This is a genomic window from Dokdonia genika, from assembly GCF_042652845.1.
GTDB classification, from domain to species: domain Bacteria; phylum Bacteroidota; class Bacteroidia; order Flavobacteriales; family Flavobacteriaceae; genus Dokdonia; species Dokdonia donghaensis.
Window position 1 is genome coordinate 191,423 of record NZ_JBHSHB010000024.1, and the last position, 22,660, is coordinate 214,082.

The window sequence follows — 22,660 nt, forward strand, 5'->3', positions numbered from 1 at the left end:
GCTGTTACTTTTATGTTTTATGCTTTCGCGAAAGCGTAAGACGTATCGTATTTATAGCTAGTAGATTACTCATCGTCTTCTGTAGACTTTTCTACATTGCGTAATTTGTAGCTCTTTACGGCTCCTAGAAGTCCTATTACGGAGAGTGCAAGTATCACACTCTCTACAGAGATAAGTGATAAAAGAGCACTTATCCCACCGGTTACGAGAAGTATGAGACCTATGATAGTATTACTTACAGAGACGTAGTTTGTTCTATCATCACCAGTGGCCATATCTATGACATAGGTTTTTCTTCCTTGACGCACGCCACTGTGTGAGATACCCAGTATAAAGAAAGCAATAGGATATAACCATAGTTGCGTTTTAAGGTCATTGCCAAAAGAGATAATAAAAAATAGCACAAGCCCGCAAATAGAGGCAATAGTAACTGGATATGCCATTGTGTTTTTACTTGATTTATCTGCCATTTTACCCCAGTATGGTGAGCTTACAATTGATGCCAGCCCGTTAGATATGATGAGTAAACCTAGAAGGTAACTCGTGTCTTTTACATTAGTTTGTGCTGCTGTTACATAAAATGGAGCAGACAGGGCAGAGCATAATAATAGTGACCTAGCGATTACAAAATCTCTTAGATGTGTATCTTCTTTGAGCAACTTGAAATTATCTATGATTCCATTGCGCTCATTATCATCCTTGTTTATCGAGCTAGGAAACTCCTTTATTGAGGCATAAATGAATGATGCAATAATCCACATAGAGGCCGCAAAAAAGATTAGGTTAGTATAAAACTGTATGTTTTCTGTGGTTTTTGAAGTATAGGTGATATATAAACCCGCTATGAGCACGAGTATACCAGAAAAGGAAGAGGTGTATCCACCTAGTTTTCCCCTACGAGTTTTTGGTATGGCTTTACCCTTTATATCTTTAGAGCTTACCGAGGCTAGACTGCGCGCAAGACTAAATATCACTAAGCAAAGTATTATTAACCATCCCGCTACCTGTTTATCATAATGTAAGGCTACAAGACCTATACCTGCGATGGCGAGGCCTTGTATAATAGATCCGGCTATCCATATATACTTACGTATGGGTTTTGTTTTAACATAATTTGAGATCGCTACTTGCGGGATAAGAGCACCAGACTCACGTATAGGCACTATAAGACTTATAAGGAACACAGGGGCGTTTACATAGTTCATTAACCAGGTGAGTACAGTTTTTGGGTTACTGAGCGTGTCACCTAGTTTTGTAAAAGTGTGAGTAAAGAGTATGGCAAAAAAGTTTTTTGCAACGTGATCACACGCCTCATCTGTTATGCCTTTACATACACGGTCTTTACTTTCATTATTGAGGTAATCATAAAGTTTATTAAATGTAGATAAGAGCATATAGTATGTCTAAGCAGGAGGGATGTTTCTTATACTGTCTCTAAATATACACCTATTTTACAAGGTGTTTACAAAGAATGATTGTTTAGAGTTGTGTATACGCTTTCGCGAAAGCGTAAAAAAAAAAGAAGACCTTACGATCTTCTTTTCTTTAATTGTACTCTTACTACCGTTATCCCTATAAGTACGAGCAGTATGGTCGCCGCGGCTATTTTGCCAAAAATAAGCCATAGTAACCAGTAGGCTAGTAGCAGTGCACTAGCATAAAAAGAGACCGCTAGTAGCATTACAAGGTATAAGGCTATTGTCTTCATTTACTCGGTATGCTTATTTTGTTTTAGGCTCAAAAACTGGTAATAGCTTAGTTGATACTTCGCCAAAACCAATACGTGGGTAATCCTTAGACTTAGAGTAACCACGTATAATTACCGTATCATTATCTTCTATAAACTTGCGATCACCACCTTCTTTAAGTTTTACAGGTTTCTCACCTCTCCACGATAACTCAAGCATAGAACCGTATGAGTCTGGTGTAGATCCAGATAGTGTACCACTACCCATCATATCTCCAGCATTTACTGGGCAACCATTTACTGTGTGGTGTGCAAGCTGCTGGCTCATATTCCAGTACATATATTTAAAGTTAGATTTACACACGGTAGTCTCCTTCATACCTTCTGGCTGTAATGCCACCTCAAGGTTAATGTCAAAACTCTTTTTACCTTCAAACTTAAGATAAGGTAAAAGTTCTTTTTTAGGCGCTGGGCTTTCTACTCTAAAAGGCTCAAGAGCATCTAGTGTGACGATCCACGGAGAGATAGATGAGGCAAAGTTTTTTGCAAGAAATGGTCCTAGTGGCACATATTCCCATTTTTGAATATCACGCGCACTCCAGTCATTAAAGAGTACAAGTCCAAAAATATTTTCTTCGGCATTTTCTGTAGAGATAGATTCTCCTAGATTATTTGCATCTGTTGTTATAAAAGCCATCTCAAGTTCAAAATCTATAAGTCTTGATGGGCCAAATATTGGGTTTGTCGCTCCATTAGGTAGCTTTTGTCCTTTTGGTCTGTGCACTGGTATTCCAGATGGTATTACAGAAGAGCTACGGCCGTGATAGGCCACAGGTAGGTGAAGCCAGTTAGGCATAAGCGCGTTTTCTTCTCCACGGAACATTGTACCTACATTAGTCGCGTGCTCAATACTTGAGTAAAAATCTGTGTAATCACCTATCTGTACTGGAAGTTGCATTTCTACTTCATCCAGTTTAAAGATAACCACGTCACGATCTTTTGCATTGTCACGCAGTGCTGCGTTGCTCTCCTCAAAAATTTCAGAAATACGGTTACGTACGAGTCTCCACGTCTTGCGACCATCTGCAATAAAGTCATTAAGCGTGTCTTGTAAAAAGATATCATCTGTAAGAGGTATTCCTTTAAAGTACTCTAACTGATGTAGCGCGCCTAGATCTATCGCATAATCACCTATGCGTGTACCTATTGTAATTACATCATCACGAGTTAAGAACACCCCAAAAGGAATATTCTGTATAGGAAAATCTGTATTCTTAGGCGTGTCAAGCCACGTTTTTCTAGATGGGTCGTTTGCAGATAGAGGCATTCTATATGTTTTAATAAGTTGTTTGTAAATCTCTTCCTCAAATATAGGATTTATAGCAGTCTTAAAAAGAGTTTATAGTATTTTTGTATCACTTTAACAAACATTATAAATATGCAACGCGACACCGCCATTTTTGACCTAATACAAGAAGAAAAAGAACGCCAACTTAATGGCCTTGAGCTTATTGCTTCAGAAAATTTTGTAAGTGACCAGGTAATGGAAGCTGCAGGATCTGTACTAACTAACAAATATGCAGAAGGGTATCCTGGTAAGCGTTATTATGGTGGTTGTGAAGTAGTAGACGAGGTAGAGACACTTGCTATAGAGCGCGCAAAGGAACTTTTTGGAGCAGCTTATGCAAACGTACAGCCACACTCAGGTTCTCAAGCAAACACGGCCGTTTTTCACGCTTGTTTAAAGCCAGGAGATAAATTTTTAGGTTTTGACCTTGCTCACGGTGGTCACTTAACACACGGGTCGCCAGTAAACTTTTCTGGTCGTTTATATACACCAGTTTTTTATGGAGTAGATAAAGAGACAGGACTACTTAATTATGATAAAATACAAGAAATCGCGACTGCAGAGCAGCCTAAAATGATTATCGCAGGTGCCTCTGCATACTCACGTGAGATAGATTATAAACGCTTTCGCGAAATAGCAGACTCAGTAGGAGCCATCCTTCTTGCAGATGTTGCTCACCCTGCAGGTCTTATTGCAAAAGGAATTATAGCAGACCCTATACCACACTGTCACGTAGTAACAACTACTACGCACAAAACACTAAGAGGGCCACGAGGCGGAATGATACTTATGGGTGAAGATTTTGAAAATCCTTTTGGAATCACACTTAAAAGTGGAAAGAAGCGTATGATGTCTTCTCTACTTGATAGTGGTATCTTCCCAGGGAACCAAGGAGGACCATTAATGCACGTGATAGGAGCAAAGGCAATTGCCTTTGGAGAAGCACTTACAGATGAGTTTTTACACTATATGGTGCAGGTTAAGAAAAACGCAACTACACTAGCAGATGCACTTGTGCTTAAAGGGTATGACATTATATCTGGAGGTACAGATAACCATATGATGCTTATAGATCTACGCAATAAAGATGTAACGGGTAAAGCTGCCGAAGAAGCGCTAGGTAAGGCAGACATTACGGTAAACAAGAATATGGTGCCATTTGATGACAAGTCACCTTTTGTAACTTCTGGTATACGTATAGGCACTGCAGCAGTAACTACACGTGGTCTTGTAGAAGGTGATATGCACGAGATTGCAAACTTTATAGACAAGGCAATACAGCATCACGATAATGACGAGGTGCTAGAAAACGTTGCAAAAAGTGTAAACGAAATGATGGGCCACAGACCATTGTTTAAAGCCTAGTAAACACACACACATATATTTAAAAAGCCAGTAATTTTATTATTGGCTTTTTTATGTTTGCTTGTAACAAAAGTTTAAAAGTACAGACCTACTATAAGAAAATAAGATTTATGAAACGTATACATTATAATCAGAATAGTTGGTTTTGGGTTACCGTGTTGGTACTTTCTCTGGTATGTATACTCGCAGGCACCTTTGAGTTTTATGAATTTGAAAACCCTAGTATAAATAAGAAGATTGCTGCGGCTGGCTTCTTACTACAGGTGATATACTTTTTTCGATATTTTATTTATAAGAATGATGTGCAGGTTACTAAAAATGTAATAATGATACGTCTCAACTCGTGGAATGGTAAACGCATATATTTTGACCACATCGCTAGTACAGATCTTACAGAAAATACTCTTATAGTAACTAAAACGAATGGCGAGCAAATTACTTTTGATGCAAAAGGAATTCATCTAGAAGATTTGCAAAAATTAAACGAACTTCTACTAAGTAAGTCAGAAAGTCACTTAAATATAGGGTAAGGACCTATTTATGGGGTGTTTGTATGTAGGTTGTTCAAGTCTTTAAGGTTTTAAAACCAGTTTGATTAAAAACAGAAGCACCACAAACCCAATAAAACCTAGCAATACCCATTTACTTCCTTTGTATTGCTTTTTATGCAGGTTAAGATCTTTGCGATAACTCCATATAATGAGCGTTATGAAAGCAATCACAAAAAAAAGTACGAATATAACCTGACCAGTGCTAAACATTTGGAGTATTTTAGAAGTGTAAAAATACGTATGAGTACGCTTTCGCGAAAGCGTAATAAAACAAATTTAACTTATGAAAAATAAAATAGCAGCCGTAACCCTTTTTCACGACACTTATGGGCTGGATAAAAAGGCTACACCTACGGCTCAACTCTCTAAAGCCAAAAATGAGTTACGTTATAACTTGATGAAGGAAGAAAATGAAGAGTATCTAGAAGCTGCAAATAATGGAGATCTTGTAGAGGTGGCAGATGCGCTAGGGGATATGCTGTATATTTTATGCGGGACTATTATAGAACACGGTATGCAAGATAAAATAGAGGAGGTTTTTAATGAGATACAGCGATCTAATATGAGTAAGCTGGGTGAAGATGGAAAGCCTATTTATAGAGCGGATGGTAAAGTGCTTAAAGGACCTAACTATTTTAAGCCAGATATCGCGAGTATACTTAACAAGTAAAACCATAAAAAAAGCCGCTTTCTTAAGAGAGCGGCTTTTTTTATGATATAGTAAGGATTTTACTCCTCTATTTTGATACCCATTTTTGCAAGTACAGCCATCGTGATGTCTGATGCAGGATCTGCATATGCAAAGTTGTTATTATTACCTATAGTAAGGATGTGTGAGAAGCCTTGCTCTTTTGCCACTACAGTTACTACTTCACCTATTTTCTTATAAAGTGGTTGTACTACTTCCGATTGTTTAAGTTGTAAAAGTTGTGCTCCATTCTGACGGAATTTTGAAATATCATCTTCTAGTGCAATGATTTCTCCTTGCTTAGTTTTTCTTTCTTCGTCTGTAAAGCCTGCTTGTCCCGCTTGGTATAGTTTTACTTTTGCTTCATAATCTTCAATCTTTACTTTCATTTGAGACTCAAGATCAAGATTATATTTTTTTACTTCTTCATTTGCAGCAGTAAGCTCGGGCATTTTTGTAAGGATAAAATCTGCATCTACAGTTCCTACTTTACTTTGTGCAAAAGCTGTTGCTGTAAATAGCACGACTAACATTGCGAGTACGATTTTTTTCATTGTATGTGTTTTGTTAAGGTTTATCATTTGCGCGTGCAAATATATGTGATTGAAGACAATATCTGTGCCAAGGGTGCTTTTTTAAGTAAAGAGCTGTCCTCTGTGTGGTTTTAAGTCGTCTCTCACTGGTTTCATAGCATCCTTGTCTACAACGAGATAAGCGAGTGCAAAGTCTCCAGATTGGCTTTCTACGCCTGTAAGAGGTGCGTTAAGTCCTTTTGCACTAGCATACTCTTTAAGATGTATCTCGTGATGAAGGGCAATTTTTTCTGAGTCTGGACCCCTAAAGTCCCATATAAGTTTAAGTCTTTCCAATGGTGTTGCTCTTATAATGTGAGTCCAAAAGTATATAATATGCTGCTTACACAGCAGCATAGATGTACTAAAGATTACTTAAAACCGTTGGTATTGCACAGTGGTTGATTATGCCTATTTTTGCAAATAACTAATCCCTTATATGCGTTACCTCTTTATAGTTTGTTTTTTTATGTCTTTTGTCTCTTTAGGACAGCAAGAGGTATTACTTAAAGTAAATAATGATGAAGTAACTACAGCAGATTTTGTGCGTGTTTATGAGAAAAACCTTGCTCTCATAAACGACGCAGAAGAAAACTCACCAGAACAATACCTAGACCTATATATAGATTATAAGCTTAAAGTTCAAGAAGCTTATAGAAAAGGGCTTCATAACAAAGCGTCTTATAAGAAAGAGATAGCCTCATATAGAACACAACTGGCAAAAGATTATCTCAATGATGTACAAGTAACAGATAAGCTTGTAGAAGAGGCTTATAATAGAACTAAAAATGAACTTCGAGCAAGGCATATTCTTGTAAGAGTGCGTTCAGATGCATTACCAAAAGATACGCTAGCGGCTTTTACTAAATTATTAGAGGCAAGAAAACGTATTGTGGCAGGAGAAGATTTTGCTTCCATTGCACGTAAGTATAGCGAAGATCCATCTGCCAAGCAAAATGGCGGAGACTTAGGGTGGTTTAAGGCTTTTAAAATGGTTTATCCTTTTGAAAACGCCGCATATACTACTAAGGTTAATGAAGTTTCTCAACCCTTTAGAACGAGTTTTGGGTATCATATAGTACAGCCTACTGCTTCCAGAATAGCACAGGGGTCTGTTCAGGTTGCTCATATAATGATTGCTTTAAAGCAAAAAGATTCTAGTATTATAGCAGAGGAAAAGATCAAAGAAGTAAGAGCGTTACTTGCAAAAGGTGCAGCTTTCGAAACATTAGCACTTAATTATAGTGATGATAAAAACTCTGCAAAAAAAGGAGGGGTATTAAGTGCTTTTGAAAAAGGTCAATTAAGTAGTTCGAAGTTTGAGAATACGGCATTTGATCTTAATAAAGTAGGAGACATTTCTGAGCCGTTTAAAACGAAATTTGGATGGCATATTTTAAAATTAATTAAGAAGAATCCTGTACTATCTTTTGAAAAAATGAAGCCTTCACTTACTAAGAGGGTTACAAAGGACTCCCGTGCTCGTGTTCTATCACGAGAACTTAATACTAGATTACGAGAACAGTACAAGATCACTCAAGAACCAGAAATCATAAGCTATTTTACGTCTGTTTTACCTGAGGTTTATGATGAGAAGTTAAATGTGTTTACAGATGATAATGCGTTGTCAAAAGAGGCACTTAAGGTTGGAGATCAAGTTTATACTTATAAAGATATTGCTCAAGCACTTGAAAAAAAATATCGCAAGGCTCCATACGTTTCAAGAGACTATTTTGTGAAAAGAGAAGTTGAAAATTTTGTCAATAATGCGCTAATCACTTATCACAAATTACATCTAGAGGAGCAAGACTCAGATTTTGGTCTTCTTATTAAAGAGTATAAAGAGGGATTGTTACTTTTTGACCTTTTAAAAACAGAAATCTGGGATAAGGCTCAGAAAGATAGTGTAGGTTTAAATACATTTTATGTTAATAATATAGAAAGGTATAAGGCACCACAAACTTTTACAATGCGGGTCTTTACTACATCTCAAAAGAAGATTGCCAGTACTTACTTAAAGCGCAATACACAAGGAGAAAATAGTAATAGCGTACTAAGTGTATTAAAGAAAAAGCACGATTCGCCTATTATAGTAACCTTGAAAGATTATGTACAAGAAGACCTTCCTATGTCTGGAATAGTTAGAATAGGAGATAAAGAACTTTTAAAAGAAGGCGAGAACTATGTGGTATATGAAGTTGTTTCTATTAATAAAGCAATGACTAACACATTACAAAATGTAAGAGGGCAAGTTATGAGTGATTATCAAAAATTTCTTGAAGATACATTTGTAAATCGTCTAAGGGAAGATAGTAACATCACTGTAAACAAAACAGTTTTAAATAAGCTTATATCTAGATATAATGAGTAATTACAAATCATTTTTTATTTTAGGTAGCTTAACTTTTTTGTTGGCTGGGTGTGGTTATTTTCAAAAAACAGAAGAAGAGACTGTCATTGCTAGAGTAAATGACCATACACTTACAAAAGAAACATTAAAAGATATTCTGTCATCAAATACGATTACAGATAGTGCGTCTTTTGTACAGAACTATATAAATAATTGGGCGACAGATCAATTACTGCTAGATGGTGCTATGCGTAATTTACCCAAAGATGATCAAGAAGCCTTTGAGGCGCTAGTAACAAATTACAGGAAGGATTTATATATACGCTATTATAAAGATGCGCTTATTAACAAGCAGTTGGATAGTATAGTTTCAGATAATGAAGCAAAAGCATTTTATGAGAATAATAAACAGAATTTCTTACTTAACGAACCCTTGCTTCAGTTTAAGTTTATACAAGTAGAAGAAGACTATAGCGACTTAAATGAATTAAAAAAGTTATTTCGAAGTTCAGATTATAGAGACGCCAAGACATTAGATTCTCTAAGGTTTCAATATAAAAATCATTTCCTTAACGACTCAATATGGGTAAAAGAGCGAGTTGTGATAAACCAAATAAATATTATTAACAACGAAAATTCAAAACAGTTGTTAAAAAAAACAAATTTCATACAGCTACGAGATTCATTAGGATTATATTTGATTGCTGTAAAAAATACGCTAGGACGCAACGATATCGCACCGTTAGAATATGTACGTCCTACTATAAATCAGATTATTAATAACAAAAGGAAGTTAGCCCTTATAAAAAGGCTTGAAAAGGAGATTAAGGATGATGCTATTAAAAACAAGAAATTTGAAATTTACAACTAACATATTAGTCCTACTTTTTGCTATACAAATAGGTTTTGCACAAACTACAGAGGTGACTGCTGCAGCAGTAACTACAGAAGTTGAAGAAGCACCAGTAGTAAAAAAGGACACTATAAAAGTATCTATAGACAAATTTAAGGTAGATGGAGTTGCAGGTGTAGTAGGAGAGTACCTTATTCTAGAAAGTGATATAGATAAGTTCCTATCAGATATAAAAAATCAAGGACAAGCAGCTTCAGAGGTTACACCTTGCCAAGTAATGGGTAATTTACTTGAAAGCAAATTACTTGCTCACCAGGCAGTTCAAGATAGTCTTATCGTACAAGATGCTAGAGTAAACAGTGAGGTAGATCAAATTATACAACGTTTTTCGAGCCAGTTAGGTTCAGAACAAAAGGTTGTAGAATTCTACAAGAAGGATAATATGGCAGATCTAAGAGCCGAACTTTTTGGAATTAGAAAAGATATTATCTTATCAGAATTAATGAATGATAAAATCATTGAGACCGTAGATGTAACACCAGACGAGGTTAAGACATTTTTTGAGAGCATTCCAGAAGATCAAGTACCTACGGTAGGAGTAGAGTTAGAAATATCAAGAATCGTAATTGAGCCCAAGGCTTCAGAAGAAGAGCGTCAGAAGGTGATAGATCGCCTTAAAGGTTTTCGTAGAGATATTCTAGAGAACGGAAGTAGCTTTGCGACAAAGGCTGTACTATATACTCAAGACCCAGGTTCAAGATCAGAAGGTGGTCTTATGGTAATAGACCGTAGCACACCGCTTGTAAAAGAGTTTAGGGATGTTGCATTCAGTCTTCAAGATGGTGAGATAAGTGAGCCTTTTGAGACAGAGTTTGGTTTTCACATCGTGTATGTAGAAAAAACAAGAGGAGAGCGTAAGGATGTACGTCACATACTGCTTGTGCCAGAAATTAAAGAGGCTCAAGAAGAAGAAGCAAAAGATCTAGTAAAACTTGTAAGAAAGCGCATTGTAGACGGTGAGTTAACCTTTGAGGAGGCTGCAAAAGAGTTTTCAGATGAGGAAGAAACAAAGTATGATGGAGGGTTACTTACAATACCACAAACCGGAAGCAGACGTTTTGAGCTAACTAAAGTAGATCCAGATATTTACTCAAAAATAGATGACCTTGAGGATGGTGAGGTATCACTTGTTTTTACAGATCAAACTAGAACAGGGCAAAAGCAGTATCTTTTGTACTCAGTAAACAATAGACTGGAAGAGCATAAGGCAGACTATGTAAACGATTACATAAAGATTAAAGAACTTGCCTTACGCCAAAAGCAAATTAAAGCCATAGAGAAGTGGCAAGAAGAAAAAATTGCAGAAACTTATATCAAAATCAACGGAGAAAACCGTGATTGTGATTTTGTAAGTAACTGGTTAAAAAAATAAAGAAATAGATGTCTGACGTTGCAGCCATAAAAAATCTCGTGCAAAAGCACGGATTACTCAAAACAGAAATATCAAAAATAATAGTAGGTCAAGAAAAAGTAATAGATGAGATTCTCCTCTCTATTTTTTCTAGTGGCCACGCTTTATTAATAGGTGTTCCTGGGCTCGCAAAGACATTAATGGTAAACACTATTGCCACTACCTTAGGTCTTGATTTTAAACGTATACAGTTTACTCCAGACTTAATGCCTAGTGATATATTAGGATCAGAGATACTAGATGAGTCTAGACAGTTTAAGTTTATTAAAGGCCCTATCTTTTCTAATATTATTCTAGCAGATGAGATTAACCGTACACCACCTAAGACTCAAGCAGCCCTTCTAGAAGCAATGCAAGAGCGTGTGGTTACAGTTGCTGGGCAGAGATATCCTTTATCACTACCATATTTTGTGCTAGCTACTCAAAACCCTATTGAGCAGGAGGGAACTTACCCACTGCCAGAGGCACAGCTAGATCGTTTTATGTTTTCTATTAATCTTGATTACCCATCTTTTCAAGAAGAGGTAGATGTTGTAAAAGCGACCACATCAGACAGTAAGCCTACAGTAAGTGCATTATTAAATGCAGCCCAGATTATAGAGTTTCAGCAACTAGTGAGGCGCATCCCTGTTGCAGATAATGTGATAGAGTATGCAGTAAATCTAGTAAGCAAGACGAGACCTAAGACAGAAAAAGCTGCTCAGATTGTAAATGATTACATAGACTGGGGAGCGGGACCACGTGCGTCTCAAAACTTAATACTTGGTGCAAAGACACACGCAGCTGTAAATGGTAAATTCTCGCCAGATATAGAAGATGTACAGGCCGTAGCTACCGGTATCCTTAGGCATAGAATGATTAAAAACTATAAGGCAGAGGCAGAGGGACTCACTATAGAGTCTATTATTAAAGATCTTTTTTAGTACGCTTTCGCGAAAGCGCTATTACCTAATACTTTATATACAGCAAGTGGTTGATAAACAGTACGATGTTTATTATATGGTTTGTGTTGTCTAATTTTTTCTCAATATGTGGCATATTTAAGATAATTCAATACTTAAATAAAAACACAAATTCGTGTATTTCATCGAATATTTATGTTTTTCAACGATGATTTGAAGTGTTTGTCATACATTTGACTTATACGCCCCAAATCATAAGTATGATGCAGAAATATATATACTATGCAGCGCTAAGCTGTTTACTAGCTTTTACTTCTTGCTCAGTAGAAGAAACAGTGCCTAATAATACATTAGGTAATGAGAATGGATTTCAGTACAATAGCGTTGCTTACATTACAGATATGGTATATGTGACGCCAGAGGGAGATGTTATTCTTACGAGTAATAATCTTACAGATGATGGATCTGCAAATGATGTTGATGCAGCTGTCTTTAAAACCACTGCAAATAGCTTAATTGAAAAGTCGTATTATGTAGGCGGTGACCTCACAAATTTTGTTACTGTTGCAAATGGTAACCTCAATCAAGGAGAAGTGACAGACGGTGAGTTTATTATTGATGAGGAAATCGTTTCTTCTGGTTTCTTCAGAATTGTTTCGCTTGACAGAAATAAAAAAGAAATCCATATCATTTTTGAATTTCAGCGCACAGATGGCGAGCTAGTAGCTGGCTCTTTTAATGGAAATTATGCATTGAGTACATTTTAATACAACGTTTTCGCGAAAGCGTAATTAGCAACATATAAATTTAACCCCTTCAAATTATTAATATGATAATTTGGAGGGGTTCTTTTTTAGAATTGTGTAATATGAAGTTTAATTTTTATGCACCTTCATAAATCTCACTTTCTCTAGATGAAGCGCCCATTGTACTATTGTTATTAAGTAGGGTATTTTGTACTTTCGTAGACCGTTTTTAGAACGGAATTATTTAACAACCTAATACATAAATATATGGCATTTGATATTGATATGATCAAGAAGGTTTATGCAAGTATGGCAGAGCGTGTAGACGCGGCTCGTGATCTTGTAGGTAAGCCCCTTACACTTTCTGAAAAGATTTTATATTCTCACCTTTGGGATGGGAAGCCTTCTACGGCATTTACACGTGGTAAAGACTACGTAGACTTTGCTCCAGATCGTATCGCTTGTCAAGATGCTACGGCGCAAATGGCGCTATTGCAGTTTATGCAGGCTGGTAAGGATAAAGTAGCAGTACCTACAACGGTACACTGTGATCACCTTATACAAGCAAAAGAAGGTGCAGCAACAGACCTTAAAAATGCAAACAATGTCTCTAGCGAGGTTTTTAACTTCTTAGAGTCGGTTTCAAATAAATACGGTATTGGTTTTTGGAAACCAGGAGCAGGTATTATACACCAGGTAGTTATTGAGAACTACGCATTTCCTGGAGGAATGATGATTGGTACAGATTCTCACACTGTAAACGCAGGAGGTCTAGGTATGGTCGCAATAGGAGTAGGTGGAGCAGATGCTGTAGATGTTATGGCTGGTATGGCTTGGGAGCTTAAATTCCCAAAGCTCATAGGTGTAAAACTTACAGGTACTATATCTGGATGGACAGCGCCAAAAGACGTTATCCTTAAAGTAGCAGAGATTCTTACTGCAAAAGGTGGTACAGGTGCTATTGTAGAGTACTTTGGCCCAGGTGCAGAGTCTTTATCTTGTACAGGTAAAGGTACTATTTGTAATATGGGAGCAGAGATAGGAGCAACAACTTCTACCTTTGGATATGACGCTTCTATGGAGCGTTACTTACGTGCTACAGATCGTGCAGATGTTGCAGATGCTGCAAACAATATAAAAGAATACCTTACTGCAGATGCAGATGTTTATGCAAATCCAGAACAATATTTTGACCAAGTAATTGAGATTAACCTTACTGAGCTTAACCCATTACTAAACGGTCCTTTTACTCCAGACCTTTCTACAGCTGTAGGGTCTGATATGACAGAAAAAGCAACAAAAAATGAGTGGCCACTAGAAGTAGAGTGGGGGCTTATAGGTTCTTGTACTAACTCTTCTTATGAAGATTTATCTAGAGCTTCATCTATTGCACAACAAGCTATAGATAAAGGAATAAAAATGAAAGCAGAGCTTGGTATCAACCCAGGGTCTGAGCTTGTACGTTATACAACAGAGCGTGATGGTATTTTAGATATTTTTGAAAATCTAGAGGCAAAAATCTTTACAAATGCTTGTGGACCTTGTATCGGGCAGTGGGCTCGTTACAGCGATCCTAAAAATGCGCCAAAAAACAGTATCGTACACTCGTTTAATAGAAACTTTGCAAAGCGTGCAGATGGTAACCCAAATACACACGCCTTTGTAGCATCACCAGAGATTACTGCTGCTATAGCAATTGCAGGTAGACTTGATTTTAACCCTATGACAGATACGCTTCTTAATGAAGACGGTCAAGAGGTTAAATTTGATGAGCCTACAGGATGGGAATTACCTCCTAAAGGATTTGAAGTTCAAGATAATGGTTACCTAGCTCCGGTAGAAGATGGAAGTAATGTTGTTGTAAGTGTATCTCCAGATTCTGAAAGATTAGAACTTTTAACACCATTTACACCTATCCAAGATAGTGAGATGCAGGGTATGAAGTTACTTATCAAAGCATTTGGTAAGTGTACAACAGACCACATCTCTATGGCAGGACCTTGGTTACGTTATAGAGGACACTTAGATAACATTTCTAATAACTGTCTTATAGGTGCTGTAAACGCCTTTGGAAAAAAGACAAACTTTGTTAAAAATCAACTCACAGGTGAGTATGGTGGAGTGCCAGACACACAACGTGAGTATAAAAAGGCAGGAATTAAAACTGTAGTTGTAGGAGATCATAACTATGGTGAAGGTTCTTCTCGTGAGCACGCGGCAATGGAGCCTCGCCACCTAGGCGTAGCTGCAGTGATTGTAAAATCTTTTGCGCGTATACACGAGACCAACTTAAAGAAGCAAGGTATGTTAGGTCTTACCTTCCAGAACGAGGCAGATTATGACCTTATTCAAGAAGATGATACTTTTAACTTTATAGATATTGCAGATTTTGCTCCAGATACTCCACTTACAGTAGAGATCGTTCACGCAGATGGAAGCAAAGACACTATTAAAGTAAACCACACGTACAACGATGCTCAAATCGCTTGGTACCGTGAGGGAAGTGCTCTTAACTTAATTAAAAAAGAAAGCGCTGCATAAGCACATCTCTTTTAAGTATATAAAAAAACTCCGCTAGTAATAGCGGAGTTTTTTTGTTTATGCTGGTTTGCCTGTGTAAGCGCCAGATGAGTAGGTTAACTCATAACTATGTGTATATACCTCAAAAACAATCCCAAAAGGATCTTCTACATAACACATCTTAAATGGTTTCTCTTTTGGGTAATACTCACGTATAGGCATTCTTTGTTTTCCTCCGTGAGCCACTATTTTTTCTACTAGCTCTTCAATTTGAGGGTCTTGTATACAAAAGTGAAACAACCCAGTATTAAAAGGATTAAAAGCAGGAGCTTCTTTCATTCCGTGAGGAAATGAAAATAACTCCACACCGATACCGTCTGATGTGGCTAGGTGTGCAATTTCAAACTCTTCCCAGTCTGTCCCAAAAACGTCAATACACATTTGCCCTATCGCAGTATCTGTTTCTTTTTTTACGGTAGATGGTTCCATAATTACATACCATCCCATAACCTCTGAGTAAAATTGTACTGCAGCTTTTATATCTGGAACAGTGAGCCCAATGTGGGAAAATGATTTTGGATAATTATTTTCAGTTTTCATAGATTGTTATTTTAAAGTCAAAATTAGAGTATATTGTGCCATAAGGCAATAACGCACCATAAAGTATGATAGTTACTAAAAGGTGTAAAATAATGATTATCAATTATATAAAAATAAAACTTTTGGAAAATAATAACATTTGCCCACTTCATTATACAATGTAACTTATAGGCACAAAGTGGAAACCGCTAGTTCTTTTTCATTTACTTGACCAGCCGCTTAGATCTGGTCAACTCCAAAAGCACATTAAAGGGATATCAAATAAAATGTTTACTCAAACGGTAAGAGAGCTCGAACGTGATGGACTGGTTTTTAGAAAAGTATACCCTGTAGTGCCGCCTAGGGTAGAGTACGGTCTTACTAAGAGAGGAGAAACGCTTAGAGATATACTACTCAGTTTAGATAAATGGGGAGTAGATGATGCTGCGAGTAGCTAGCATTTATAAGACGCTCTTAGATTTTTAACAGTTTTGAGTACGCTTTCGCGAAAGCGTGATTAACCTCTCAATATTTACTATAGTTGTAAGAAAATGTTAAAATGTTCGACATAGCTTATGATCACTAACTTCATATTGCGATGTCAAAAATTTGGTTTTTAGAAGATGTAAATGTTTTTGGAGCCTTATGCCCACATAAAACAAAAAGATATAGAGAGCGCAATCATTTTTGCCAGTACGGAAAGCAAGATTATATCTACTTTGAAGAAGATGCGGCTACAAAGGTCTACCTGATAGAAAAGGGTAAAGTAAAACTAGGTTACTATGCCGAAGATGGTAAAGAAGTGGTACGTGCAATACTTACAAAGGGAGAATTATTTGGCGAAAAAGCAATACTAGGTGAGGAGTCTCGCAGTGAGTTTGCACAATCGCTAGATGCTCAAACTATGGTGTGCCCAGTGCCAGTAGGGCAGATGCAGGAGTTAATGCGGTCTAATAGAACCTTTAGTCTCAAAGTATATAAGTTTTTAGGAATGCGTTTTAAAAAATTAGAACGACGTTTAGATTTGTTACTTTTTAAAGATGCTACGACTCGTGTAAAGGAATTTCTTGATGAACTTGCCGAAGATTTTGGTTATTGCTGCCCCAATACTGGAGACACAGTAATAAAACACCCATATACACAAAAAGATATTGCCAGTCTTATAGGAACCTCACGTCCTACTTTAAATGCTATAATGAATGATCTCAAGGCAGTAAATTTTTTAGACTTCTCGCGCAATGAAATTAGACTTAAAGTCGCATAATTTTTCCAAATGTAAGCTAGCTTACATTTAAAGATAACAGATGGTAATAGTTTTACAGTATAAAAAACAAATTACTATCAAATGAAAAAACAATTGCTATTAGGATGCTTAGCTCTAGGAGCTTTATTTGCATCTTGTGAGTCTGATGATGACAACACAAACACAATCACTCCAGAGGCAGGTATGCTAGAAGGAGGTCCATTTACATTCTTTGTAGACGGTATGCCAGATATGGTAACAGGAGTCTCAGTGAGTGGTGAACTTGCCGGTGACGTTACTACCTTTGTGGTAACAGATGCAGATCGTAATATTTTAGGAATCCCACCTACAATTGATGCCTTAGAAGGAGTAAACTTTGATGATGCTGGAGTAGGTGCTTGTTATGTGTACCATCTTGCTTATCAAGACGGTCTAGCTGGACTTGCAATGGGTGAAAATCTAGATGACTTTTCTGGAGATTTTGATTTATCTAACTTTATTATCGTAAATCGTAATGCAGGACCTATGGCTGCAGAGATTGTAGGAGGACCTTTTGAGTTTTGTGTAGATGGAACACCAGATATGGTGAGCGGTTTATCACTTACTGGTGATTCTGTAGGATCTGAGAGAACGTGGGTAATCACGTCAGACACAGGGGAGATTTTAGGATTACCACCTACACTTGAAGCGGTACAAACTGTAGTAGATTTTGATGCTGCCGGACCAGGAGTATGTCTTATATGGTATATGAGATATGAAGAAGGCGTAGAAGGTCTAGAAGTAGGAGGAAATACTAACGATCTCACGGGACCTTTTGATCTTTCAGAACCTGTAGAAGTTGTGCGTAACCAAACCCTAGCTGCCGAAATTACGGGAGGTCCTTTTACCTTTACTGTAGATGGCACTCCAGATATGGTTTCTGGTTTAGGCCTAACGGGTGACAGTATGGGGTCGCTTAATACTTGGGTAATTACATCAGATACTGGTGAGATTTTAGGATTGCCACCTACGCTTACAGCTGTAGAGGGAGTAAACTTTGACGATGCAGGCACAGGCGTTTGCCTTATCTGGTACTTACGTTATGAAGATGGACTTGAAGGTTTAATGGTAGGAGCAAATGCAAATGATCTAGAAGGATGTTATGACCTCTCTGAGCCTGTAACGGTTACTCGTAACTAGCGGTTACACCATTTTAATAATAAAATATGTAAGTTTAATGCGTGTATACGACTCTTGTATACACGCATTATTTTTTATGAAAAAGCAAAAGAAGTTTACCTGGCAAAATGTTCTATTTATAGTAGTGATATTGTTGTTACTTATCCCACAAACTAGAACGCCTATACAGGTGGCCTTAAATAAAGTTAAGGTGGCAATTTTTTCTCCTTCCGCTTTCGCGAAAGCGGACCAGCAGCAACTTAAACCATTTACATATAGCCTTACATCACTAGATGGTGCGCCCAAAGAAGTATCTATAGGAACAGGAAAAGTAACCTTTATAAGTTACTGGGCTACCTGGTGCCCGCCTTGTATAGCAGAGCTACCATCTATAGAAGCTTTATATAAAGATTATGGCGACAAAGTAGAATTTTTACTTATCACAAATGAAAACCCAGAAGTAGTAGCCCGGTTTATGGCAAAAAAAGATCACAAACTACCGGCAGTCTTACCGGCTATGGAAACTCCAGAACAACTCTTTGAGCGTTCTATACCTACAACATATATTATAGATAAAACAGGTCATATCATTATAAAAGAAAAAGGAGCATCAAACTGGAATAGCGATGCTGTGCGTACTACACTAGATGAGCTTATTGCCGAAGATTAATCTTCCATTCTCCAGAAGATAAATGGTATCTCTGTATCCTCTGCAGAGATGGTCGCTGTGAGCACATCATCAAAGTACGAGTACGTAATTACCTTTGGGAACTCATTATCAGGATTTACAGCTGTAAATGCACTGTTTGTATGTTGAGTGATTTTAAAAAGTGTAGGGTTTTCATTAGGACCACTTATAGAAAGTATCCACTGTTCTTGCTTTTTGTAAATGCGCATACGTTCATTAAAAACTGTATCCTCGTCTTCTATAGTATAACCGTGACCTCTCAAGTCTTCGCTAGTTGCCGCCCTCCAGTGTTCTGACGTCGCACTACCACCTTTACTATTAGTACGTTCCCAATCACCTATGAGGTAATCAAATTGAGTAGTAACAACAGCGTGTTTCTCTTCATTTTTACAAGAGTAGAGAAGGAGAGTAAAGAGAGATAATAAAAGTAATGTGTAGCGCATAATGATGATAATTAGACTTTATCCGTGCATTGTTTCTTTAACGCTTAAATCTTTCATCACTTGCTTTTCAAAATCAAGTAATTCTTGCCACTTGGCATCTACCTTTTTACGATCTCCATATTGACGAGCAAAATTTAAGAACATTGTGTAGTGTCCTGCCTCACTTATCATAAGCTTACGGTAAAACTTTGCGAGCTTTTTATCTTCTAGTTGTTCAGAAAGTAATCTAAAGCGCTCACAACTTCTTCCTTCTATAAGTGCTGCTACGAGTAATCTATTTATCAAGCTTTCTACTCTTGAGCCACCTTTTGGGAAGTAAAAACGTAGTTTATGTACATATTCATCTTTACGCTCTCTACCTAAATGTAAACCTCGTTCTACCATAAGGTCGTGCACCATTTTAAAATGGCTCATCTCCTCGATAGCTAGATCACTCATTGCAGCTACAAGTTCTGAGTATTCTGGAAAACCTATAATAAATGAAATTGCGCTAGAGGCAGCCTTTTGCTCACAGTAAGCGTGATCTGTAAGGATTTCTTCTATGTTTTTTTCTACAATATTTACCCACCTTGGATCTGTAGGTAGTTTAAGATGTAGCATCTGTATTGCTTCTTTATTTTCCATAGTAAAGGGTTTTATAAGTCTAGGTCAAAGGTCTTTCTCAAAATATCCAGAGCAGGATTCTGCTCTCTTAATTTATCGTACTTTTCTTGAGGAGTGTAGGCATATTTGCGCTGTACTTCTTCATTTACAGTGATATCTAGGGTGATATCATAGTTTTTTAAGCTTCTTTTTAAATATTCAAGTAGTGGGCCTTGAGCTCGTTCTACCTCAATTTTCATTGTTTCGTTAGGGTACTCAAGTTCTATTGTCGTACCGTTAAGAGTTGGTTGGTCTGCCTCAAGATTTGAAGCGATGATGCGTTCTCCTTTTTGTAGTAATTTTTGTACGTAAGAAGCCCAAGCGGCTTGCATTGTAATTTCTGTAAAAGGTTCTGATGGCAGGTTTTGCACATCTACTTTTTTATCTGCCTTTTGTTGTTCAAGTTCTTTTTTGCGTTGCAATCCTTTTAGAGAAAGCCCTGATACTCTGTCTTTACGTATAGTTAGACTTGGGGTTGCCTGTGTAGTAGGTGAGCCTTGAGCAGGTACAGGTTGCTCTGGTTGAGCAGGAGTAGCTGGACTTGTTTGCTCTGTTGCTGGTACAGTTGCATTAGTTTCAACGGTGGTTGGTGAAACTTGCGTAGTCACTTGCGACTCATTATCGCTTACTGGAGTAGCTATGTTGTTATTTACGGGCTGCTTTTCTGTAATAGCTGGTTCTTGCACCTGTTGTACAGGCGATGTTTGTTGAACTTGCGTAGGACTATGTACGTCTTGCTCTTGTGAAGTTTGCGGTTGTGCTACTTGCTGTACGGCCGGAGTGCTAACTTGAATTTGTGCTGTTTGTGTAGCACCTACCTTATAATAAGATGGCGGAACTATGAATGGACCGTCATTTTTTTTTTCTCCATCAAATGTGATAGAGGCAAGTTGCATAAGGCTTAGTTCTACCAGTAATCTCTGGTTGCGACTAGTTCTATACTTGAGATCACAACTGTTTGCAATATCTATCGCTTCCATTAAGAAAGCTATTGTTGTTTTTTGTGATTGCTCGTAATATTTTTTCTTAGTACTGTCACCTACTTCTAGTAAATGTATTGTAGGTGGGTTTTTACAAACCATTAGGTCTCTAAAGTGGGATGCAAGACCTGCTATAAAATGATGCCCGTCAAAACCTCTTGCGAGGATATCATTAAACTGTACGAGTACCTGCGGGATGTCATTTGCGAGTAAAAAATCTGTAGTTGTAAAGTAGGTGTCGTAATCTAATACGTTTAGATTTTCGGTTACTGCTTTTCGCGAAAGCGTCTTTCCACTAAAACTTACTACTCTGTCAAAAATTGATAATGCGTCACGCATTGCTCCATCTGCTTTTTGTGCGATAATGTGCAGTGCTTCTTCGTCTGCTTCTATCCCTTCTTCGGCAGCGATTTGTACGAGGTGCTTGCGCGCGTCTGCTACTGTGATACGTTTAAAGTCAAATATTTGACAACGTGAGAGTATAGTAGGTATGATTTTATGCTTCTCTGTGGTGGCAAGTATAAATATGGCGTGCTTAGGTGGTTCTTCAAGCGTTTTAAGAAAAGCATTAAAGGCCGCTGCAGAGAGCATATGGACCTCATCTATAATATAGACTTTGTATTTACCTACCTGAGGAGGGATACGTACTTGATCTATGAGGCTTCGTATATCATCTACAGAGTTATTTGAAGCGGCATCTAGCTCAAAAACATTGAAGGCAAAGTCTTCATCTGGGCTAGTATTTTCGTCTGTGTTAATCTGTTTTGCTAGTATACGTGCACAACTCGTCTTTCCCACTCCTCTAGGACCACAAAAAAGTAATGCCTGTGCTAGGTGGTTGTTGTGAATCGCATTTTCAAGCGTGTTAGTAATAGCCTGTTGTCCCACAACATCTTTAAAGGTGGTAGGGCGATATTTTCGAGCTGATACTATGAAGGGTTCCATACTCACAAATATAAAGGGGTATGTAAAATTATACTAGTGAGTATGGTCTCTTTCTTGTTTACTTATTAACAGTAAGGGCAGATACTTTTTGATCTATGACTTTTACCATTATTTGATAGCTGTGACTTGCCATCTCATCTCTACCGCTCCATTTTTTTGCATTTGAGATTGCTTTTTTACGGTACGACTTTAAACGCCTCAGTTTTTCTGAGGAATAGAATAGGGATTTCATATAAGAGTGTTTAAGGTTTGCTGTTGTAAAATAGAAAAAATCTTACAATACTTAATAGAAAATCAAAACATTATGTTAAAAAGTTATGAATGTCGTGATATCTCTTTTTCTATTTCGGCAGCTTCTGCATATAGCTTATCGCTTGCACTTCGGTCACTCTTAGATAGTTGGAAGGCTTGTTCTAGTATCTTTTTGTGCTTTTCTTGTAGTTTTTCAACTGGGCTTTTCTTTTTAAATAATCCAAACATTTCTTTTTTCTTTTAAAGATACGGCTTGTAGCGATCTTTTTCAAGGCTACCGTTGCCAGTTTTACAATTGGGGGCATATTTTCTACAATTCGGTAAGTACTACTTTAAAAACAAGCAGTTTGATATGATATTTACATCATCAATCAATAACAAAGTAATTATGAGAACTTCAGATCAAGAAAACAAATATCAAAGAGCACAGGCAAGAGTAGGAGAGCTTAAAGAGTTTTATAACCATCTAGGCATTTATTTAATTTTTGTCGTATTCTTTCTAGCGCTTAACTATTTTACGAGCGGTTATTTTTGGGCAATCTTCCCTATATTAGGTTGGGGGCTTGGTATATTAGGCCACGCAGCAAATACCTTTAGATGGAATCCTTTTTTCTCAAAAGACTGGGAGCAGCGCAAGATAGATGAGTACTTACGTAATGATGATTTAAAATAATAAC

General features: G+C 37.3%; 25 protein-coding genes. 14 read left to right on the top strand and 11 right to left on the bottom strand.

The window, feature by feature from the left end; translation table 11 throughout:
* Nucleotides 1–65: 65 nt before the first annotated feature.
* The 3 genes from ACFO5T_RS13065 to fahA form a co-directional block, all read right to left on the bottom strand.
* A complete protein-coding gene (locus ACFO5T_RS13065) occupies nucleotides 66–1,394 on the bottom strand; it encodes an MFS transporter (protein ID WP_380035158.1) in 1,329 nt (442 codons plus the stop codon).
* A gap of 134 nt (nucleotides 1,395–1,528) precedes the next feature.
* Nucleotides 1,529–1,708: a hypothetical protein gene (locus tag ACFO5T_RS13070; protein ID WP_035324969.1), complete on the bottom strand. Its 180-nt coding sequence runs from the start codon at nucleotides 1,706–1,708 to the stop codon at nucleotides 1,529–1,531.
* 13 nt (nucleotides 1,709–1,721) lie between these two features.
* Nucleotides 1,722–3,014 carry a fumarylacetoacetase gene (gene fahA, locus ACFO5T_RS13075; RefSeq protein ID WP_380035162.1) on the bottom strand — a complete coding sequence of 431 codons (1,293 nt, stop codon included), beginning with the start codon at nucleotides 3,012–3,014 and terminating at the stop codon, nucleotides 1,722–1,724.
* A gap of 111 nt (nucleotides 3,015–3,125) precedes the next feature.
* On the opposite strand from fahA, the gene glyA reads away from it, so the two are divergent.
* The 3 genes from glyA to ACFO5T_RS13090 all read left to right on the top strand — a co-directional run bounded on the left by glyA (nucleotide 3,126) and on the right by ACFO5T_RS13090 (nucleotide 5,621).
* Complete coding sequence (glyA, locus tag ACFO5T_RS13080) at nucleotides 3,126–4,400, top strand: serine hydroxymethyltransferase (protein ID WP_375251969.1); 1,275 nt, start codon at nucleotides 3,126–3,128, stop codon at nucleotides 4,398–4,400.
* A gap of 110 nt (nucleotides 4,401–4,510) precedes the next feature.
* Entirely contained in the window at nucleotides 4,511–4,930 is a 420-nt protein-coding gene (locus tag ACFO5T_RS13085; protein WP_380035165.1) for a hypothetical protein, read from the top strand.
* A 304-nt stretch (nucleotides 4,931–5,234) separates the two neighbouring features.
* Nucleotides 5,235–5,621 (top strand): pyrophosphohydrolase domain-containing protein, encoded by a 387-nt coding sequence (locus ACFO5T_RS13090; RefSeq protein ID WP_380035168.1) that lies wholly within the window; start codon nucleotides 5,235–5,237, stop codon nucleotides 5,619–5,621.
* A 59-nt stretch (nucleotides 5,622–5,680) separates the two neighbouring features.
* On the opposite strand, the gene ACFO5T_RS13095 is transcribed toward ACFO5T_RS13090, so the two are convergent.
* Together ACFO5T_RS13095 and ACFO5T_RS13100 are read right to left on the bottom strand one after the other, a co-directional pair.
* Complete coding sequence (locus ACFO5T_RS13095) at nucleotides 5,681–6,193, bottom strand: OmpH/Skp family outer membrane protein (protein ID WP_380035171.1); 513 nt, start codon at nucleotides 6,191–6,193, stop codon at nucleotides 5,681–5,683.
* An 81-nt stretch (nucleotides 6,194–6,274) separates the two neighbouring features.
* On the bottom strand, nucleotides 6,275–6,508 hold the full coding sequence (locus ACFO5T_RS13100) for a hypothetical protein (RefSeq protein WP_380035174.1): 234 nt from the start codon (nucleotides 6,506–6,508) through the stop codon (nucleotides 6,275–6,277).
* Nucleotides 6,509–6,680: 172 nt separating this feature from the next.
* Between ACFO5T_RS13100 and ACFO5T_RS13105 the strand changes: the two genes are divergently transcribed.
* The 6 genes from ACFO5T_RS13105 to ACFO5T_RS13130 all read left to right on the top strand — a co-directional run bounded on the left by ACFO5T_RS13105 (nucleotide 6,681) and on the right by ACFO5T_RS13130 (nucleotide 15,074).
* Nucleotides 6,681–8,582 (top strand): peptidylprolyl isomerase, encoded by a 1,902-nt coding sequence (locus tag ACFO5T_RS13105; RefSeq protein WP_380035177.1) that lies wholly within the window; start codon nucleotides 6,681–6,683, stop codon nucleotides 8,580–8,582.
* Nucleotides 8,575–9,432 carry a peptidyl-prolyl cis-trans isomerase gene (locus tag ACFO5T_RS13110; protein ID WP_380035180.1) on the top strand — a complete coding sequence of 286 codons (858 nt, stop codon included), beginning with the start codon at nucleotides 8,575–8,577 and terminating at the stop codon, nucleotides 9,430–9,432. The genes ACFO5T_RS13105 and ACFO5T_RS13110 overlap by 8 nt, the downstream gene beginning before the upstream one ends.
* Nucleotides 9,416–10,846 (top strand): peptidylprolyl isomerase, encoded by a 1,431-nt coding sequence (locus tag ACFO5T_RS13115; RefSeq protein WP_380035183.1) that lies wholly within the window; start codon nucleotides 9,416–9,418, stop codon nucleotides 10,844–10,846. The genes ACFO5T_RS13110 and ACFO5T_RS13115 overlap by 17 nt, the downstream gene beginning before the upstream one ends.
* Nucleotides 10,847–10,854: 8 nt before the next feature.
* Nucleotides 10,855–11,808, top strand: coding sequence for an AAA family ATPase (locus ACFO5T_RS13120; RefSeq protein WP_380035186.1), 954 nt, complete (start codon nucleotides 10,855–10,857; stop codon nucleotides 11,806–11,808).
* Between the two features lie 239 nt (nucleotides 11,809–12,047).
* Complete coding sequence (locus ACFO5T_RS13125; protein WP_380035189.1) at nucleotides 12,048–12,554, top strand: hypothetical protein; 507 nt, start codon at nucleotides 12,048–12,050, stop codon at nucleotides 12,552–12,554.
* A 246-nt stretch (nucleotides 12,555–12,800) separates the two neighbouring features.
* Nucleotides 12,801–15,074 (top strand): aconitate hydratase, encoded by a 2,274-nt coding sequence (locus ACFO5T_RS13130; RefSeq protein ID WP_375251976.1) that lies wholly within the window; start codon nucleotides 12,801–12,803, stop codon nucleotides 15,072–15,074.
* 57 nt (nucleotides 15,075–15,131) lie between these two features.
* Here the strand turns inward: ACFO5T_RS13130 and ACFO5T_RS13135 are convergent, their stop codons facing one another.
* Entirely contained in the window at nucleotides 15,132–15,653 is a 522-nt protein-coding gene (locus ACFO5T_RS13135) for a VOC family protein (protein WP_380035192.1), read from the bottom strand.
* Nucleotides 15,654–15,820: 167 nt separating this feature from the next.
* On the opposite strand from ACFO5T_RS13135, the gene ACFO5T_RS13140 reads away from it, so the two are divergent.
* From ACFO5T_RS13140 to ACFO5T_RS13155, 4 genes are all read left to right on the top strand, one after another.
* The gene (locus ACFO5T_RS13140) at nucleotides 15,821–16,090 is read left to right on the top strand and encodes a winged helix-turn-helix transcriptional regulator (RefSeq protein ID WP_380035567.1); all 270 of its coding nucleotides are present in this window, start codon (nucleotides 15,821–15,823) and stop codon (nucleotides 16,088–16,090) included.
* Nucleotides 16,091–16,230: 140 nt separating this feature from the next.
* Nucleotides 16,231–16,896, top strand: coding sequence for a Crp/Fnr family transcriptional regulator (locus ACFO5T_RS13145; protein WP_021779280.1), 666 nt, complete (start codon nucleotides 16,231–16,233; stop codon nucleotides 16,894–16,896).
* Nucleotides 16,897–16,977: 81 nt separating this feature from the next.
* Nucleotides 16,978–18,054, top strand: coding sequence for a hypothetical protein (locus tag ACFO5T_RS13150; RefSeq protein ID WP_299151367.1), 1,077 nt, complete (start codon nucleotides 16,978–16,980; stop codon nucleotides 18,052–18,054).
* 76 nt (nucleotides 18,055–18,130) lie between these two features.
* Nucleotides 18,131–18,703: a TlpA family protein disulfide reductase gene (locus tag ACFO5T_RS13155; RefSeq protein ID WP_380035197.1), complete on the top strand. Its 573-nt coding sequence runs from the start codon at nucleotides 18,131–18,133 to the stop codon at nucleotides 18,701–18,703.
* Here the strand turns inward: ACFO5T_RS13155 and ACFO5T_RS13160 are convergent.
* From ACFO5T_RS13160 to ACFO5T_RS13180, 5 genes are all read right to left on the bottom strand, one after another.
* Entirely contained in the window at nucleotides 18,700–19,164 is a 465-nt protein-coding gene (locus ACFO5T_RS13160; protein ID WP_380035200.1) for a DUF6265 family protein, read from the bottom strand. The genes ACFO5T_RS13155 and ACFO5T_RS13160 overlap by 4 nt on opposite strands.
* An 18-nt stretch (nucleotides 19,165–19,182) precedes the next feature.
* Complete coding sequence (locus tag ACFO5T_RS13165; RefSeq protein ID WP_035328543.1) at nucleotides 19,183–19,764, bottom strand: MiaE family protein; 582 nt, start codon at nucleotides 19,762–19,764, stop codon at nucleotides 19,183–19,185.
* Nucleotides 19,765–19,799: 35 nt separating this feature from the next.
* Nucleotides 19,800–21,731, bottom strand: a complete 1,932-nt coding sequence (locus ACFO5T_RS13170) for a DNA polymerase III subunit gamma/tau (protein ID WP_380035203.1) — start codon at nucleotides 21,729–21,731, stop codon at nucleotides 19,800–19,802.
* 58 nt (nucleotides 21,732–21,789) lie between these two features.
* Nucleotides 21,790–21,963, bottom strand: coding sequence for a hypothetical protein (locus ACFO5T_RS13175; protein ID WP_021779274.1), 174 nt, complete (start codon nucleotides 21,961–21,963; stop codon nucleotides 21,790–21,792).
* 83 nt (nucleotides 21,964–22,046) lie between these two features.
* Nucleotides 22,047–22,211 carry a Lacal_2735 family protein gene (locus ACFO5T_RS13180; RefSeq protein ID WP_021779273.1) on the bottom strand — a complete coding sequence of 55 codons (165 nt, stop codon included), beginning with the start codon at nucleotides 22,209–22,211 and terminating at the stop codon, nucleotides 22,047–22,049.
* A 160-nt stretch (nucleotides 22,212–22,371) separates the two neighbouring features.
* Between ACFO5T_RS13180 and ACFO5T_RS13185 the strand changes: the two genes are divergently transcribed.
* Nucleotides 22,372–22,656 (top strand): 2TM domain-containing protein, encoded by a 285-nt coding sequence (locus ACFO5T_RS13185; protein WP_035328545.1) that lies wholly within the window; start codon nucleotides 22,372–22,374, stop codon nucleotides 22,654–22,656.
* Nucleotides 22,657–22,660 lie beyond the last annotated feature (4 nt).

Excerpts from the sequence above, each read along its gene's own strand:
- ACFO5T_RS13120 (WP_380035186.1), top strand. The coding sequence starts at position 10,855 with ATGTCTGACGTTGCAGCCATAAAAAATCTCGTGCAAAAGCACGGATTA.
- ACFO5T_RS13110 (WP_380035180.1), top strand. The coding sequence starts at position 8,575 with ATGAGTAATTACAAATCATTTTTTATTTTAGGTAGCTTAACTTTTTTG.
- fahA (WP_380035162.1), bottom strand. The coding sequence starts at position 3,014 with ATGCCTCTATCTGCAAACGACCCATCTAGAAAAACGTGGCTTGACACG.
- ACFO5T_RS13090 (WP_380035168.1), top strand. The coding sequence starts at position 5,235 with ATGAAAAATAAAATAGCAGCCGTAACCCTTTTTCACGACACTTATGGG.
- ACFO5T_RS13175 (WP_021779274.1), bottom strand. The coding sequence starts at position 21,963 with ATGAAATCCCTATTCTATTCCTCAGAAAAACTGAGGCGTTTAAAGTCG.
- ACFO5T_RS13135 (WP_380035192.1), bottom strand. The coding sequence starts at position 15,653 with ATGAAAACTGAAAATAATTATCCAAAATCATTTTCCCACATTGGGCTC.
- ACFO5T_RS13130 (WP_375251976.1), top strand. The coding sequence starts at position 12,801 with ATGGCATTTGATATTGATATGATCAAGAAGGTTTATGCAAGTATGGCA.
- ACFO5T_RS13145 (WP_021779280.1), top strand. The coding sequence starts at position 16,231 with ATGTCAAAAATTTGGTTTTTAGAAGATGTAAATGTTTTTGGAGCCTTA.
- ACFO5T_RS13105 (WP_380035177.1), top strand. The coding sequence starts at position 6,681 with ATGTCTTTTGTCTCTTTAGGACAGCAAGAGGTATTACTTAAAGTAAAT.
- ACFO5T_RS13180 (WP_021779273.1), bottom strand. The coding sequence starts at position 22,211 with ATGTTTGGATTATTTAAAAAGAAAAGCCCAGTTGAAAAACTACAAGAA.
- ACFO5T_RS13185 (WP_035328545.1), top strand. The coding sequence starts at position 22,372 with ATGAGAACTTCAGATCAAGAAAACAAATATCAAAGAGCACAGGCAAGA.
- ACFO5T_RS13095 (WP_380035171.1), bottom strand. The coding sequence starts at position 6,193 with ATGAAAAAAATCGTACTCGCAATGTTAGTCGTGCTATTTACAGCAACA.
- glyA (WP_375251969.1), top strand. The coding sequence starts at position 3,126 with ATGCAACGCGACACCGCCATTTTTGACCTAATACAAGAAGAAAAAGAA.
- ACFO5T_RS13160 (WP_380035200.1), bottom strand. The coding sequence starts at position 19,164 with ATGCGCTACACATTACTTTTATTATCTCTCTTTACTCTCCTTCTCTAC.
- ACFO5T_RS13125 (WP_380035189.1), top strand. The coding sequence starts at position 12,048 with ATGATGCAGAAATATATATACTATGCAGCGCTAAGCTGTTTACTAGCT.
- ACFO5T_RS13165 (WP_035328543.1), bottom strand. The coding sequence starts at position 19,764 with ATGCTACATCTTAAACTACCTACAGATCCAAGGTGGGTAAATATTGTA.
- ACFO5T_RS13150 (WP_299151367.1), top strand. The coding sequence starts at position 16,978 with ATGAAAAAACAATTGCTATTAGGATGCTTAGCTCTAGGAGCTTTATTT.
- ACFO5T_RS13065 (WP_380035158.1), bottom strand. The coding sequence starts at position 1,394 with ATGCTCTTATCTACATTTAATAAACTTTATGATTACCTCAATAATGAA.
- ACFO5T_RS13155 (WP_380035197.1), top strand. The coding sequence starts at position 18,131 with ATGAAAAAGCAAAAGAAGTTTACCTGGCAAAATGTTCTATTTATAGTA.
- ACFO5T_RS13085 (WP_380035165.1), top strand. The coding sequence starts at position 4,511 with ATGAAACGTATACATTATAATCAGAATAGTTGGTTTTGGGTTACCGTG.
- ACFO5T_RS13170 (WP_380035203.1), bottom strand. The coding sequence starts at position 21,731 with ATGGAACCCTTCATAGTATCAGCTCGAAAATATCGCCCTACCACCTTT.
- ACFO5T_RS13070 (WP_035324969.1), bottom strand. The coding sequence starts at position 1,708 with ATGAAGACAATAGCCTTATACCTTGTAATGCTACTAGCGGTCTCTTTT.